The sequence below is a fragment of the Rhizobium favelukesii genome, from assembly GCF_000577275.2.
In the GTDB taxonomy this organism is placed as follows: Bacteria; Pseudomonadota; Alphaproteobacteria; order Rhizobiales; family Rhizobiaceae; genus Rhizobium; species Rhizobium favelukesii.
The window spans coordinates 753,074-768,465 of the sequence record NZ_HG916855.1 but is presented as its reverse complement, the minus strand read 5'-3'; the positions used below and the strand labels follow the sequence as shown (position 1 = coordinate 768,465).

Annotated in this window: 14 protein-coding genes; 5 read left to right on the top strand and 9 right to left on the bottom strand. The window is 57.7% G+C overall.

Going from position 1 to position 15,392, the window contains the following annotated elements; genetic code table 11:
• Nucleotides 1–22: 22 nt before the first annotated feature.
• Nucleotides 23–802, bottom strand: a complete 780-nt coding sequence (locus tag LPU83_RS67195; RefSeq protein ID WP_024318779.1) for an ABC transporter ATP-binding protein — start codon at nt 800–802, stop codon at nt 23–25.
• Between the two features lie 164 nt (nt 803–966).
• Between LPU83_RS67195 and LPU83_RS67190 the strand changes: the two genes are divergently transcribed.
• On the top strand, nt 967–1,458 hold the full coding sequence (locus LPU83_RS67190) for an Lrp/AsnC family transcriptional regulator (protein ID WP_024318778.1): 492 nt from the start codon (nt 967–969) through the stop codon (nt 1,456–1,458).
• A 206-nt stretch (nt 1,459–1,664) separates the two neighbouring features.
• On the opposite strand, the gene LPU83_RS67185 is transcribed toward LPU83_RS67190, so the two are convergent.
• Both LPU83_RS67185 and LPU83_RS67180 read right to left on the bottom strand, forming a co-directional pair.
• Nucleotides 1,665–2,780, bottom strand: coding sequence for an ABC transporter ATP-binding protein (locus LPU83_RS67185; RefSeq protein ID WP_024318777.1), 1,116 nt, complete (start codon nt 2,778–2,780; stop codon nt 1,665–1,667).
• Between the two features lie 223 nt (nt 2,781–3,003).
• Nucleotides 3,004–4,206, bottom strand: coding sequence for an ROK family transcriptional regulator (locus tag LPU83_RS67180; protein WP_024318776.1), 1,203 nt, complete (start codon nt 4,204–4,206; stop codon nt 3,004–3,006).
• Nucleotides 4,207–4,360: 154 nt separating this feature from the next.
• On the opposite strand from LPU83_RS67180, the gene LPU83_RS67175 reads away from it, so the two are divergent.
• Nucleotides 4,361–5,365 (top strand): ROK family protein, encoded by a 1,005-nt coding sequence (locus LPU83_RS67175; protein ID WP_024318775.1) that lies wholly within the window; start codon nt 4,361–4,363, stop codon nt 5,363–5,365.
• Nucleotides 5,362–7,104, top strand: a complete 1,743-nt coding sequence (locus tag LPU83_RS67170) for an amylo-alpha-1,6-glucosidase (protein ID WP_024318774.1) — start codon at nt 5,362–5,364, stop codon at nt 7,102–7,104. The genes LPU83_RS67175 and LPU83_RS67170 overlap by 4 nt, the downstream gene beginning before the upstream one ends.
• 113 nt (nt 7,105–7,217) lie before the next feature.
• On the opposite strand, the gene LPU83_RS67165 is transcribed toward LPU83_RS67170, so the two are convergent.
• The 3 genes from LPU83_RS67165 to LPU83_RS67155 form a co-directional block, all read right to left on the bottom strand.
• Nucleotides 7,218–8,036 carry a carbohydrate ABC transporter permease gene (locus tag LPU83_RS67165; RefSeq protein ID WP_024318773.1) on the bottom strand — a complete coding sequence of 273 codons (819 nt, stop codon included), beginning with the start codon at nt 8,034–8,036 and terminating at the stop codon, nt 7,218–7,220.
• Nucleotides 8,033–8,881, bottom strand: a complete 849-nt coding sequence (locus LPU83_RS67160; RefSeq protein ID WP_225040152.1) for a carbohydrate ABC transporter permease — start codon at nt 8,879–8,881, stop codon at nt 8,033–8,035. The genes LPU83_RS67165 and LPU83_RS67160 overlap by 4 nt, the downstream gene beginning before the upstream one ends.
• Before the next feature lie 101 nt (nt 8,882–8,982).
• Entirely contained in the window at nt 8,983–10,224 is a 1,242-nt protein-coding gene (locus tag LPU83_RS67155) for an ABC transporter substrate-binding protein (protein ID WP_024318771.1), read from the bottom strand.
• Nucleotides 10,225–10,441: 217 nt separating this feature from the next.
• On the opposite strand from LPU83_RS67155, the gene pglB reads away from it, so the two are divergent.
• Nucleotides 10,442–11,743 (top strand): polygalacturonase PglB, encoded by a 1,302-nt coding sequence (gene pglB, locus LPU83_RS67150; protein WP_024318770.1) that lies wholly within the window; start codon nt 10,442–10,444, stop codon nt 11,741–11,743.
• 293 nt (nt 11,744–12,036) lie between these two features.
• Nucleotides 12,037–12,994, top strand: a protein-coding gene (locus tag LPU83_RS67145) for an IS630 family transposase (RefSeq protein WP_112334086.1) whose coding sequence is annotated in 2 segments (ribosomal slippage) — nt 12,037–12,387 and nt 12,389–12,994 — 957 coding nt in all. Because the reading frame shifts where the segments join, the coding sequence is not laid out codon by codon here.
• 150 nt (nt 12,995–13,144) lie between these two features.
• Here LPU83_RS67145 and LPU83_RS67140 read toward each other — a convergent pair.
• From LPU83_RS67140 to LPU83_RS67130, 3 genes are all read right to left on the bottom strand, one after another.
• Nucleotides 13,145–13,759, bottom strand: a complete 615-nt coding sequence (locus tag LPU83_RS67140; RefSeq protein WP_024315471.1) for a hypothetical protein — start codon at nt 13,757–13,759, stop codon at nt 13,145–13,147.
• A 259-nt stretch (nt 13,760–14,018) separates the two neighbouring features.
• Nucleotides 14,019–14,489, bottom strand: a complete 471-nt coding sequence (locus LPU83_RS67135; protein WP_024315472.1) for a transposase — start codon at nt 14,487–14,489, stop codon at nt 14,019–14,021.
• Between the two features lie 186 nt (nt 14,490–14,675).
• On the bottom strand, nt 14,676–15,284 hold the full coding sequence (locus LPU83_RS67130) for a hypothetical protein (protein ID WP_024315473.1): 609 nt from the start codon (nt 15,282–15,284) through the stop codon (nt 14,676–14,678).
• Between the last annotated feature and the right edge of the window lie 108 nt (nt 15,285–15,392).

Genomic DNA, 15,392 nt, shown 5'->3' with positions numbered 1-15,392 from the left:
CGACGACAGCTCGGTTCGCGCATTAGGGGGCGCGCAAGCCGGTGAACTCCCGACAGCGGGCGCTAACGGGCGCTCCAAATATTTGCTCGGGCGGGCCTTCCTCCTCGATCCGTCCCTGATGCAGAAAGAGGACACGGTTCGATACATCCCGCGCGAAGCGCATTTCATGCGTGACAATCAGCATGGTTCGGCCTTCTTCTGCGAGATCGCGGATGACTTTAAGGACTTCGCCAACGAGCTCCGGATCAAGTGCCGATGTCGGCTCGTCGAACAGCATGACAGCGGGATCTACGCATAGCGCCCTGGCAATCGCCGCGCGCTGCTGCTGACCGCCGGAGAGGAAAGCGGGGTAGGTGTCGCGCTTTTCAAAGAGGCCAACCTTGTGAAGCAAGGCTTCAGCCTTTTCGACGGCCTCGCGGCGCGAAATGCCCATGACGTGCACCGGCGCCTCGATGACATTTTCCAGAACCGTGCGATGGGCCCACAGATTGAAACTCTGAAAGACCATCCCCAATCCGGTCCGCAGCCGTTCGATCTGCCGCCAGCTGCGTGGCTGCAGCCGGCCGCTGCGGCCCATCTTCATCGCGATCTCCTCACCGTTCACGGCAATGCGGCCACGGTCTGGCGTTTCGAGAAAATTGATACATCTGAGAAACGTGCTCTTGCCGGAGCCTGACGAGCCGATGATCGAAATCACATCCGACTTATGGGCCCGCGCCGAGACACCCTTGAGAACCTGTTGCGAGCCAAAGCTTTTATGAAGGTCATCGACACGAAGAGAAAGAAAGGGTTGATCTGACATGCGGGGTTCCGGCTGCATTGAGTTTGCGGAGGATAATGATAAAATTGCGCGGCTTTTTCGCGAATTTTTCACCTATTTTGCACAATTTGTGCAAAATAATCTTTCTCGCGCGTCAACTGCGGCAGAATACATGATGTCCTGCAGCGACAATTGGACTGGAAGCAATGGAACAATTGGATCGTTTCGACCGTGACATTCTTGATATCGTTCAGCGCGACTGTCAGCTTAAGGCCGAAACCATTGCCGAACAGGTCGGATTGTCTGTCTCGGCCGTGCAGAGGCGATTGAAGCGCCTGCGCGAAGATGGAATCATCAGGGCGGAGGTCGCCGTGGTCGATCGGAAGGCGACGGGAACATCGATGGTGTTTATCGTCGGGATGGAGATCGAGCGGGACAATTACGATGCGCTGGCGAAGTTCCGTCTTTGGGCAGAAAAGCAGGATCACATTCAGCAGGTCTACTATGTGACTGGAGCGGTGGATTTGATCGCGATCATCACGGCCCGGGACGTCGAACACTACGACGACGTCGCCGCCTTGATCATGAAGGAAAATCCCCAGATCCGCCGCATGCACACCAATGTCGTGTTGAGGGATGTTAAACTCGGATTGTTCGTGCCGCTGAACGCTGGCGATCATTCCGACGGGAAGGCATGAGAGAAGGGCAATTCGCAATCGCTCTTCGACAAATGGCCACCACGCATCAAGCCATGAGACAGCGCCCCACGAAGCGCTGCGGGTTGGTTGATTTCGATGTTCCGACCTGATGTCCTGTTGATTTGAGCCCCACAACAGTGAAAGACCACGATCGCCGAGCGCCGTGCGGCTCCATGCACATGATCGTGCGGGTTCGCGGCGGATCATCAACCGGCAAAAGTTGCCCTGTTCAGATTGACGCTGCTTTCTGAATCAAAGAGATGAACCCGTTGCGGCTGTACAGCCAGCGAAAGGGACGACTGATCTTCTACAGCGACGTGGTCCGACAAATGGGCGATCGTCGCAGTCTCGCTTCCTTCGAGCTTGCCGTAGACATAGGTGTCGGTTCCGATACTCTCGGCGTAGTCGACGTTGAAACGGACCGCAAGCCCGTTTGCCCCGCCATCCTTGACAAGTTCAAAATGGCTCGGCCGCACGCCGAGGATAACGGCTTGTCCAGGCACCGCATTTGCAGCTTCGACGGGCAGATTTACGACCTCGAAGCCCGGCACTTCCACCGCGACGCCACCCGGTCCCGAGCAAAGCAGCGTGCCCTCGAAGAAGTTCATCTGCGGCGAACCGATGAAGCCCGCAACGAACTTGTTGGCCGGCGCGGCGAATAGTTCCAGTGGGGTGCCGATCTGTTCGACGCGACCGGCATTCAGGACGACGATGCGATCCGCCATTGTCATGGCTTCAATCTGGTCGTGCGTCACATAGACCATCGTCGCGCCCAGCCGCTTGTGCAGGCGGCTGATCTCGCCCCGCGTCTGCACGCGAAGCGCAGCATCTAGATTGGACAACGGTTCATCGAACAAGAACAGTTTGGGATTCCTGACGATCGCGCGGCCGATAGCCACCCGTTGCCGTTGACCACCCGAGAGCTGCTTAGGGCGTCGATCGAGGAGAGGCTCGATCGCCAGCATCCTTGCCGCTTCCATCACCCGCTGATCGATCTCTGCGCGGTTCATCTTGAGGTTCTCGAGGCCGAAGGAAAGGTTCTTTGCAACCGTCATGTGCGGGTACAAGGCGTAGGATTGAAACACCATCGCAATCCCGCGATCGCCTGGGGGCGCCGTCGTGACATCGTCGTTGTCAATGATGATCTGACCGGAGCTGGCGCTTTCAAGGCCGGCGATAAGTCGAAGCAATGTCGACTTGCCGCAACCGGAAGGGCCAACGAGCACAACGAACTCACCCTCTCCTACATCGAGATCGATACCATGAAGGATCGCATGATGGCCGAAGCTCTTCTTGATGTCGTTCAATTGGAGACCAGCCATGAAACGCTTCCTTCAATGCAACCATCTGCAGCGCAGGCACGCCGATTGATCGGATGCCTCCTTCAAATTTGACCGCAGTTTGCGTGGAACCAATTAGTTCGTCAAGATGACGAACGTAATTTTCTCCAAAAGCTGGTCAGTGCGTTCTCTGAAAGCACAGGGATAGGCTCGTGCAAAATATGCCCGGTTGGCTGGCACTCTAGGCCAAAGAATGGCCTGAGGATTAAAGCGGTGGCGGCGGTAGGCGCCGCAGCTCCGGCAGGGCCTGAGGGGAGAAAAGCAGATTGTGAACGTGGTTCAGACCGATGGCAAGCGCCCCCAGGAGTGTCGCACGGCCGCCAAGAACACTGGCTTTGACATCGATGGTGCGACGACTGGCTTTTGCAATGCCTTGCCGAACACGCTCGACGATCAGTGGATGGCGGCCAATGCTACCACCCAGAACGACGGCCTTGGGATCCACGATTGCATTGACGGACACAACAAGGAGTGCGGCGATGTCGGACGCTTTGCCGATGACGTCCATCGCAAGCGGATCGCCCTTGTCGGCAAGTGCCAGAATGTCACGTACGGAGGTCTCCTTGGCACCGCCGGAACGAGCATACAGGTCGCTGATCCCGCGAGCCGCGATCGCGCATTCCAGGGCGCCGCGTTCAAGGCTTTCCTCAGCATAGGGATCTGCGCCAAACGGCATATAGGAGATTTCGCCGGCCGCTCCGCTTGCGCCGCGCATCAGCTTGCCATCCTGCAGCACGCCCAGTCCGATACCTGTCCCCAGTGATATGAAAGCGACGGTATCGATCGCGGTTGCGCATCCCTGCCAGGACTCGCCTATCACCGCTGCATTGACATCGTTTTCAAGCACGACGGGACAGCCAAGTCTTTCGCTGAGCGTCGTGGCGATATCGATGCCGCCGATATCGGCCAGGTTCGGCGCCATGGAGAGCGCACCCGTGGCTGGATCGACGACACCGGGTGTCGCTATCGCCGTCACGAGCACAAGCTCGCGGGCGATACCCATATCCGCAAGCAGTTTCGACAGCATTGCCTCGGCCTGATCGATCAGGTGATAGCCGCCACGGCGGTCGGTCGGAAAGTCGATTTCACGAACAACATTTCCGACAATATTGCCAAGAACGATGCGCGTTGTCGTCGCGCCCATGTCGACGCCGACGGCGTAGCCGGCATCGCCATTGACCTCATAGGTAATGGCGGTGCGGCCGATGCGGCCGCTGGTGACCCCTTTTTCTCGAACCCAGCCACCCTCCTCCAGCGTCCGGATGACCTCCGACATCGTCTGCTTGGAAAGGCCGGTGATCTTGGAAAGTTCCGCGCGCGACGTGGGGCCGGCGTGAAGCAGAACATCCATGACAGCGCGAACGGAGATCTGCCGCAATACGGGAGGCGCGTTTTCGGTTAATGCCATATTCGAGCTATCTCGCCAGATCCGTTTTTCATCGTCGCACTGTGCTTGCTTTTTCCATGAAAGCCCGCCGATTTCAAACTGCTTGTTGACAGTTCAGGGGCGCAGCCATAATAAATTCGTCAACCTGCCGAACAAATATCGCGAAGGACTAGGTTTGTCAAATATTTCAACCATTGCGTACGGCTTGCGACAGGCAGATCGCAGCCATCGGGCAGACGAGGCGAGTGCGGTTCAAGGTGTCGTTGCCGGCGTGGACCTGGGGGGCACGAAGGTCCTTGCGGGTCTTGCCGATCTTCAGGGACGGATTCTGGCAACGGTCGAAGAGCCGACCAAACACGGTGCCGATGCCCCAGTCCTCACGCAGATTCCGCGCATGGTTTTGTCCCTGCTGCAGCGCCATCGCGATCAGGGCCCTTTGCGCAAGACTGTTGTCGGCATACCGAGCGCAGTCTCGCCGTCGACGGGGCTTGCTTCGCTTTCGCCGCACCTGGCAATTCCCGCCGATCGCCCCCTCGCCGCACTACTCGCGCGGAACCTGCCCTGCCCTGTCGTGGTGGAGAACGACGTCAATCTTGCGGCTTTTGCGGAGGCCACTCTTGGCAAGGGGCGCAACTGCGGCTCCCTCGCATTCATCGCTTTCGGAACCGGTGTCGGCATGGGGCTTGTCGTTGGTGGCGCGCTTTTCCGCGGTTATCACGGGCGGGCGGGTGAACTTGGCTTGTTGCCGCTAGGCGCTGATCCGCACCAATCTGCACCGCAGGCCCGCGCCGGTCTGTTTGAGGACCAGGTCGATTCGCCTGCGGTGCGCGGTTTGTATGGCGATGGGACCGTACCAGTCAGTGAGATTTTCGCCCGCGCTGCGGTGGGAGATGCGGACGCTGCCGCTGTCATCGAGACGCTCGCAAAATCGGCTTCGCTTGGCATAGCCTCCGTGCAGGCTCTCTTTGATCCCGCCATGATCGTCCTGGGCGGGGGCATCGGCTCACGTCCGGACTTCGTCGAGGCGGTGACACGGCATATGTCTGCGTTGCTGCCGTTTGCCGCGCAGATAGAGGCCACCGGAATCGGACCGGAAGCCGGTATGCTCGGGGCTCTCATGCTCGGCCTGAGCAACCATGCAAGTCTCGAGAACAGTCAACAACAGGAGGTCGCTCGATGACAGCACCGCAAGCGAAACCCCAAGTTCTGACACCCCTCGCCGACGGGCAACTTCGTACCGTGGAGCCAGTCCTCGTGCCCTTCATGGCTCCGCGCCTGCAAGGCGATTGCAGACCTGAAGGTAAGATCGAGCTTTCCCTGTGGGGCTCCGGCAGGCTCGCAAATCTCACCTTTACCGGCTGGAACGCACCCTTCACCTATGCTCCGAACCGCGTGGAAACGGACGGCGGAGGCCTCTATGTGGCGCAATCGGCCCCTGCGCTCTTCTTGAAAGGTGCAACGCTGCGCACACTGATCCCCGCCCGGCGCTGCGCCTGGTGGGGCAGCCTGGCAAAGCGAGAACGGGTCGAACGGCTCGCCGATCGCAGGATTGCCCGCACCGGGTGGGGCGTCGTGATCGCCGAACAAAGACCTGACGGGATTTTCGTGACCGCCGGCGCGACACTTAATGAAGCTCAGAGGGCTTTTGATCTGGACCAGGCAACGCTGATCGCCGAGGCGAATGCCTATGTGACCCGTTGCGATGCGATGCCAGAGGCTGGGCCGCTGATGCGCAGCATGATCTCGCAGAGCCTGCATGCGGCCCTTTCCAGCATCCGGCAGGATGAGCAGGGCAACTTTGCCGGCCTTGCGGCAGGTCAGGCCTATAGCGCGCCAGCACGAACCTACTATCGTGATGGCTATTGGACGCTTCAGGCGCTGCTTGAGCGTGAACCAGAAGTGGTGCGGGCTCAGATTGATCTTCTCGCGCGTGGTATCCAGCCGAACGGAGAGGCGCCGAGCGGTGTCATTCTGACAGGGCCGGCCCAAGCGGAGGAATGGGAAAAGGTGCGGCAGTCGCATCCGCGGATTAAAGAGGAGCACCTGCGATCGGGCGACTGGTGGAGCGATCACTTCGATAGCCCGCTGTTTTTTATCCTGACGATCGGCGACTATATCCGCGCAACCGGCGACAGTTCTCCGCTGTCTCTTCACTGGAACAAGGTGGTAGCAATCTTCAACCGCTATTGCGGGTTCGACGAGACTGGAAACGGCTTGCCAGTAAAGCCGCGCCACGACCGGGACTGGGCCGACAACGTCTACCGCCATGGATACGTTGCCTATGATCTCGGCCTGTGGATTGGAGCGCTCGACGTCATCGCGCAGCATGGCGGCTTGGTTGACCCGTCGCTCGCCTCTGAGGCGACCGCCGTGGCGAAAAAAGCGCGCGCTTGCCTGGACGAGGCGCTGTTGCAACCGAGCGGCACCTACGCAGACTATGGAACGAAGACGGATTTCGTCGAAGACCACCTGACGCTGGATAGCCTTACGCTCCTTCGTTTCAATGCGGTATCGCCGGAGAGGGCGAAAGCCGTGCTCACCCGGATGCAGGAGAGGCTGGAAAGCCGCAACAACAGCGAGCAGCCCTATGGCGATTGGGGCGTGCTTTGCGCCTTCCCACCGTTCAAGCGCCCAAAGGACACGCGCGAAAAATCCTATTTCGCCTACCGCTACCATAATGGTTCGGACTGGCCGTATCTCTCAGGCCTTTACGCGGAGCAGCGCCTCGCCTATGGGCTGGGCGAGGCGGACTACCCGCTGTTGCGCTGGTGGAAGACCTGCCTCGAGAACGGCTGGATGGGAGCGGTTGAATACTTCTCGCCACCTTGGGGACGCGGTTCGCTGCTACAGGGTTGGAGCAGCATGCCGGCCGTCGCCGCTCTGGCCTATAAGGACAAGCTGCCGGTGACGATGCGCTGAGTTTTCCCCAACTGGCCGCCATCAGGCGGCCTCTTTTTTGCCATCTGCACATTCATCGACGCAAAAAGCCGCCCCGTGGGGCGGCCTCTTGAGTTCAACTCAAGGCCCCTGCCCTATTCCTTCGTCGCACCCGCCATCAAACCGCTCATCAGCATGCGTTGCAGGGCGGTGAACATGACAAGGACGGGCAACACAGACAGCACCGACATGGACAATAGCCGTGGCCAGTTGATGCCAAAACGCCCGACCGTATTTGCAAGCGCAACCTGGACGGTCCATTTGTCCTGATCGCTGATGATCAGGAATGGCCAGAGATAATCATTCCAGCGCCAAACGAGATTGAAGGCGAGCAGCGTGCCGATTGCAGGTATGGCAAGCGGCACGATGATCCGCCAGAGAATGCGCCACTCCGGCGTCCCGTCGAGGCGCGCTGCCTCGAGAAGGCTGTCGGGAATGTTGGTGATGTATTGGCGCATCAAGAAGACCCCGGTGGGCGTCGCAGCCGGCGCGATGATGATACCTGCGAGTGTATCAAGAAGATTGAGATCGCGCAGGACCAGAAAGACGGGGATCATGACGATCTGCAGCGGCACCATCAGCGACGACATGATGAGCAGGAAGAAGAGCGTATCGCCCTTGAACCTGAATTTCGCCAGTGCATAACCGGCCATGACGCTGATGGTGACGGAAAGGAGCGCCGAGAGCACGGACACGATGGCCGAGTTACGGAAGAAAATCAGGAACTTCGCGCGCGATACGGTATCAATGAAGTTCTGCAGCGTCGGCTGCGCCGGGAAAATGGTCGGCGGCCACTGGAAAATCTCCTGTTGCGACTTCAGCGACGAGAGGAAGAGCCAGACCGGCGGCATCAGAAAGACAAACAGGGTGAGCGCAACGAAGGCCAGTCGCCAGAAAGAGTAGATCCGCGTCATTTTTCACCCCGCGATACACGCAGCTGGAAGACGGTCAGAAAAAGGAGGATGATGAACAGAACCATCGATTGGGCGGCGGCGACGCCTGCCTGCATCGGCTTTTGAAAGGCCGTGTCATAAATCGTCTGAATGAGATAGACCGTCGCCTTGCCGGGGCCGCCTCCCGTCAGCGATACGACCAGCTCGTAGACTTTGAAGGCCTCAATCGAAGACAATACCAAAACGACTGCCAGCGTTGGCTTGAGAAGCGGAAGCGTAATGTGCGTGAACTGGCGCCACTTGCTGGTGCCGTCGATTGACGCTGCCTCGTAATAGTCGCTGGAAATTGCGGTTAGGCCGGCGATAAAGATCATCATGTTGAAGCCGGCTTGCGCCCACACCCAGGCTATGACCATCGCCACTTGTGCCATCGTGTCCTGCTCCAGCCATGGGATCGGGGCGATGCCGACCAGTGAGAGCAGGTAGTTGACCAGGCCGTTGTTGAGACCGAAGAGCCACCGCCAGGCAACGCCGATGATCAGCAGACTGATCATGGAAGGAAAGAAGACGACGGTACGCACGAGGGCAAACAGCTTGGTCTGCGGTGCCAGAAGAAGTGCCAGCGAAAGCGACACAACGATGTTCAGCGGAACGGCGATAACGACGAAGAGGACGGTCTTAAGCAGCGAATTCTGGAAATCGCCGTTGCTGAGGAGCCCGATGAAGTTTTCAAGTCCCACATATTGCGGCAGGGTATTCGGCACCTGTGGAACGACCACCACGCCGCGCTTGAAAAACGCCATGAGCAGGCCTTGGACCAACGGATAGAGCGTAAAAGTGATGAGGAGCACCATCGTCGGCAGCATGAGCAAATATGGCCAACCAAGGCTCGCCAGACCGACTCGGCGGCCTTTCGGCACTGGGTGGGGACCCAGTGCCGAACTGCCTTCTTCTATCATGACCGCAGTCACTTGCTGGCCTCAAGCGAGGCGTCGGCCGCCTTCTTGATCTGTGAAATGGCCTCTGCGGAGGAGATCTGTCCGGCGACGGCCTGAGTGACGGCCGTCTTTACGGTGCCCCAGACGGCTTGCATCTGCGGCCAGGCCTGGTCGGTCGCCGCATAAGCCGGGCTGGCGTTCAGCTCGTTCTGCATCGCCTTGATCGCTTCGGTCGCTGCCGGATTATCATACTTGACAGCCGGCGCTTTCAGATTTGCTGGGATCGTGCCGAAGGTCTTGGCGTACTGCGCCTGGATTTCCGGTGAGGTGATCCACTTTAAGAATTCGACAGCTTCCGGAAGATGCTGACTGGTATTGAAGGCGACGATATAGTCCCCGCCATAGATCGACGACGCCACGGTGCCGCGCGGTGTCGGTCCGGCCTGCCACGCAAAATGCGCATTGTCCGCCAATCCGGCGATCTGCCAGCTTCCCGACATATAGGCTACGGCCTGGCCGGCGGTGAAAAGTTCCTTCGGGTTGTCCGAGCTTGCACCCGACCAGAGGCCGGGCGGCATGGCAGCCTTCGTGATGTCAACGAACTTGTCGAGCGCGGTCGTCCACGCTGCCTCGTCCATGACGACCTTCACAGGTTCTTTCTCGGTATAGATGTGGTTGCCGTATTGATACTCGTGGACGATCCAGCGGCTTGCAGAAACGTCCCAGACCAGTGGATAGCGGGTGCCGGATTTTTCGGCGACTTCCTTGATCTTCGGAACAAATTCATCCCAGGTCCAGCCGGTCGCCTGATCTGGGATCGCAACGCCGGCCTTCTTGAAGGCGTCGACGTTCAAAAAGACGCCCGTCGAGGTTACTCGCAGCGGTGCGGCGATGACCGTGTCGCCGAGTTTGGCACCATCGCCCCAGCCCTTGACAAAGTCATTGATCCATTCGGGCCCGATCTCTTTGTTGAGATCGACGAGGAAGGGTCGAATGACCGGCTCCATCGAAGACGTGAGTGACAAATCCGGCATGATGCCGGAGGCCGCGTACTGCTGGAATTTTTGGATCATCCCATCATAAGGGGTGATCTCAAGGTCGAAGGTCGTGTCTGGGTGCAGTTTCGTGTACTGATCGAGCAGGGCACGCGTGTTCGCCTCTTCCTGATCGTTGTCGACGTACCAGACGATCTTTAGCTCGGATGCTGCTGCGAGCGAAATCGTCATCGCCATGGCAGTTGCTGCCATCATCAATGTCTTGAGCGGTTTCATAGGGATCCCCTTTTTGGCTCCTCATTTTTAGAACTCCTGCCAACAATCGGCCTACCGTTTCGCTCCCTTCAAGCCGATTGTTTGTTCGTAACCATGACGAATTAAATACGAGTTTTCGATAGTGTCAACATAAACAAGTCGACTGACGGCACTTAGTTCGTCCTGTTGACGAATAAAATGGTGCGCCTTAAATGTTGGCAAAGCGCAAGGAGACGCAATGGACATTTTCGTCGAAGCAAATGGCACTGATCTGCAGCAATTCATCGACAGGCTGGCTGCTGCCGGCGGCGGAACTCTTGTGCTTAAGGCGGGACGGCACCGCATGGGACCGATCCGGCTTGCGAGCGGCGTAACCCTGTCGATTTCAGAGGGAGCGATACTCGAATTCGTGCCTGACTATGAGCTTTATAGCGCAAATTCGGTGAGCGTGATCGCGGAAGGGTCCAACCGTGCTTATATCGTGGCGCATGGTGCGCGTGATATTGCGATCGTCGGTAAGGGAAAGATCGTTGCCTCAGGCCACGCTTTCAATACCGGCTTCGATGAAACGGTCGGCACCTTCACACCGAGCAAGAAGCGTCCGAGAGTGCTTGTGTTCGAGGATTGCAACAATGTCAGGCTCGAGGGCTTTACCATCGAGGACTCTCCGATGTGGACGGTTCACCTCGTCCGCTGCCACGACGTGACCCTCAAGAATACGAAAGTCTTCAACGATCGCCAACTTCCAAACACGGACGGGATTGTCATCGACAGTTGCAGCCACGTTGCCGTGAACCATGTCGTCATCCGCACCGCCGACGACGGAATCTGCCTGAAGACGAGCCGAAGTGAAATGGGCATCGGGCGCTGCGAGAAGATAGACGTCGCAGATTGCATCGTTGAGAGTAAGAGTTGCGCATTGAAAATAGGTACAGAGAGTTTCGGCGATATCCGCGATGTTCGTTTTACGCGTTCCAAAATCCAGGAATCAAACCGCGGCCTCGGCATTTTCTCCCGTGATGGCGGAGTGATCGAAAATGTTGTCTTTTCGGATATAGAGCTCGACTGCCACGAGACGCCCGACGGCTTCTGGGGCTCAGGTGAGCCGTTGACGATCACCCAACTCGACCGTCGCCCGGAATTGCCAGCGGGAATCGTGCGAAACGTCCAGGTGGAGAACATCACCGGCCGCTGCCATGGCGCGATTAACCTCTTTGCGGAAAAAGCCGGAGGCATCCATGGCGTCACGCTTCGAAACGTGCATCTGAAAATGGACGAAGGTCCGTTGGGAACGGCCAGACAATACGATCTTCGCCCGACCAACGCCGATCTCACACCGCCGGGCGATGTGGTGGGGCGCGGCAACGCGTGGCTGCGTGGCACCGACGGAAAGATAGTCGGGCTTTTCGACTATCCCGGCGGGATGCCGACGCTCTTTGCACACAAGGTCACAATGCTGGTGCTAGACGATATCGACATTCAACGTCCTGCATCGTTGCCGACCGGGTGGAGTAAGCTGACGTCTGTCTTGGAGGATTGATGGCGGCGAACCCTTCGATGCCTTATCTCGGCACCTCATCCCCGTGATATTTGAGCCTCGCAGGACGAAATGAAGATCATCCAAGCGAGATCAGCCGCGCCGAGGCCAGGCCAGCGACATTGCGATGGTTCGCCAGGGCGAGAGCCTTGGTCAGGTTAACCGGCACATTGCTCAGCTGTGGTTGCCGAATATCGACATGGTCATGAAGCCTAGAGCATCGCACTTGAATTGAGAATCGAGTGGGGTTTTCACGAGGGTATTGGTGTGATTCACTGCGGTTGGAGGTGAATCACATGGGTAAATCTCATTCTGTTGATCTTCGTCAGCGTGTTGTTTCCATGGTCGCTAGCGGCCAATCACGGCGAGCCGCTGCCCGTCATTTCGCAATCAGCGACAGCAGTGCGATCAAGCTGTTGCAACGCCGGGAGCGGACTGGGCTGATAACCCCCGCGCGTCAAGGAAGGCCACCAGGTGCAGGGAAACTGTCGGCGTTTCGCGATTTCCTGGTCGCACAGGTCGAAGGCAAACCGGATATCACCATGCCAGAGCTTGCCCGTCGCCTTGAGGATGAACATGGATTGGTTATTCCACCATCGTCCCTGTCGCGGTTTTTGATAACGCAGGGATACACATATAAAAAAACAGATAATGGCGTCGGAACGCGCTCGCGCTGATATCCGAAAGGATCGTGATGTCTGGATTTCGAAACGCCAACCCCGGATGCGATTTGAACCGCATCGACTTGTTTTCTTGGACGAAACCTCGGTGAACACAAAGATGGTGAGACTGCGTGGGCGCTCCCCGCGCGGCGAGCGTCTCATCACGGATGCGCCCTTTGGCCACTGGGGGACACAGACATTCATTGCAGGCTTGCGCTGTTTCGGTCTTACTGCGCCCTGGATTATTGACAGGCCGATGAACCGGGAAATCTTCGACACCTACATCGAGACCCAGCTTGCGCCGACACTCGAACCAGGCAATGTCGTCATCCTGGATAATCTTCGCGTTCACAAGAGCGATAAAGCCAAAGCCTGCCTCAAGGAAGTTGGTGCGTGGCTCCTGTTTCTGCCGTCTTATTCGCCAGATTTGAACCCGATCGAAATGGCCTTCGCCAAAATTAAGGCCCATCTCCGAGCCGCCGCCGCTCGCACGTTTGACGCACTCTCAAATGCGCTCGGATCCATCTGCAACCTCTTCAACAGCCAAGAATGTCGAAACTATTTTACAGCCGCAGGCTATGGGTTCGATTAAAGGTACGGCGCTCTAAGGCCCCAGTCTCTTCGCCGATACTCGCAACACGTGGTTCTCGGCTCCAGGCAGCGGAAATCGCAAACCAGCCTTGGAGTCCGAGCGCATGGTCAAACGTCGACCCTGACTTGCGCTTGCTGTTACTGATGCGCTTTAAGCGACGCCAAATCGTTCAAGCATCTTCTTGAGTTGCAGGTTCTGCCGATGAAGATGCTCTGCCCATAACCGCTTGAGCCGTCTGTTCTCAGCATCAAGGGCAATCACCTCATCAAGGGAGATCGAACTCAAAATGGCTTCGGATTTCTCACGTAAATCCGTCGTCTTGCCCGTCCTTAGACGGCCAGTCTCACGAGCCGGCTTGCGTTTTCGGGATTTTCCATCGGCGTTCTTCGATGCTGGTTGTGGCTCCGATGTATCCCCGCTTGCGGGCATCTGTGCAACAACGGCCTTGTTCGCATCTTCGGCCTTCTGTGGCAGTGTCCCTTCAACGTCGATCCTTGCAGCTGAAGGCATGCCTTCCGGCGTGCCGTCAGCGCCCCTGCCACGTCCAGAAACCGAATTTGTCTGGAGCTGGGTAGGCCCGCCGCCTTCCGCGTCGACCTGCGTGTGCGGCGCCTCGGTCGACGAAAACAGATGCGGTGCCTTGTCTTCCACCTCGCGGGCCAACGCTTTAAGGTCCGTTCCACCCCAAATTGATGCCGCCTGCGCCTTCTGCAGTCGTCGTCCTCCCTTGATTTCTACCACGAACTGGCGCTGTCTTGTTTTCATATTGTCTGGTGTCCCGAGCATATCGCAAGACCGGCGCCGACTGGCGCCCCTTAAGGCCTGCCTTCTGCTGAATACAGAACCAAGCAGGATCGTTCAAGAAGGGTGGGGCTACGCGCAAAAGCCCTTACGGCATGAAGGGCTCGCAGGGGCCGTCATTGTGAGACCCTGCCAAGCCGAAATCTAGAGGTTGAAGGCCCATCATTTTCAGGCCTGGGCGCTCCAGCAACCACAAAGAGCGCGGGAGCGATCCGAACCAACTTCAGTCTAATCCGAGACGCTTGCGCAGTTCGGCGTTTTCCGTCCGCAACTTTGCAGCCAGAGCTTTGCGAAGCTCAAGGTTCTCCTGTTCGAGTTGAACGAGATCCTCGAACGCAGCGACAGCGGCAACTGACTTCTGCTCGGGTTGCTGGACAGGCTTAGCGGCTCTTTTCCAAAGATAGTACGTCTGCTCCGAAATACCGGCCTTTTTGATAGCGTCCTTGAGCGTACCGCTGCCCCCGGAGGCTTGCATCTCGATAAGCTTCAGCTTCTCGATTTTTTCCTTGTCGGTGTGCTTCCTTGGCTTGGCTGCTGGCGCCTTTGGAGCCGTGGCTTGGGTGGCTTCGTGAGGCGATTGCGCAGCTGTTTTCTGGCCGCGTGGCGATCGTTCTTTTTTGGGCGCTGGTATTTTCACCTCGCCATCGGTGTCCGCCATTATTGCAATAGGTCCGGTTTCACTCTCGTCAGCCATCAACAACTCCCTCGTTAAGACGTTTCTTTTCATCCCAGTGAACCAAAGAGTCAATGAAGCCACACCAAAGTTCGCCAGGGAAACCTTCAAGCCAATATGTGTTTGGTGTCGAGAAGCTCATCCAACAGCAACTGCACCTTGTGCCAATCGAAAAAGCGCGGTGACGATTTGTCGGTGTAGGCAGGCTCACGAAAGATCAAACCGCTCAAGCATCTTCTTAAGCTGAAGGTTCTGCAAATAGAGCTTTTGAGCCAAGAGCCTTTTCATCTGCTTGATTTCGTCGTCGAGGCCCGCCACTTCATCGAAGAAGCGAGGCTCCTTGAAAGTCAAGGATTGAGCGCCTTGATCCTCGTTTATGTCAACAGCGCTGTGCATGGCCGCCCGGACGCGGCCCCGCTTCGGGCGTTCTGGACGCTTGTTTCGCGGTATTCGTGGAGACTGTGTGCGTGTCTTGCTCCCCTGCACGAACGCATGCGCTTCAACACCTGAATGATCGGCCTGATCACTGTTCGATGTGCGACGTTCCTCAACACTGGCTGATGGCAGGACAGCTCGTGCGACATCGAGATCGCCCTCAGGTTCATTTGAAGCCGTCGCCATTTGATCAGCTGGGACGTCCCCCTCGTGCTCAGCTTTGTCCAACGCTTCCCTTGAATTCGAAGGCAGCGCCGAGGGGTGTTCGACTTCGCTGTCGAAAGGCTCGGAGACCGGATCATCCCCAATCGAGCTCTCTTGTGCTTCTGGCTGCGGTCGCCGCGACCTGAAGCCAACAAGATATTTCCATGGTGATTTCATCGTGTTTCAACCTTGCAAACTGCACCGCAATGCTGCTGCAGCTTCCAATACAACCTCATGCGTCGTTCCCCCGCCGGCTCACGACGTGAACTCGGTGAATTTTCCTGC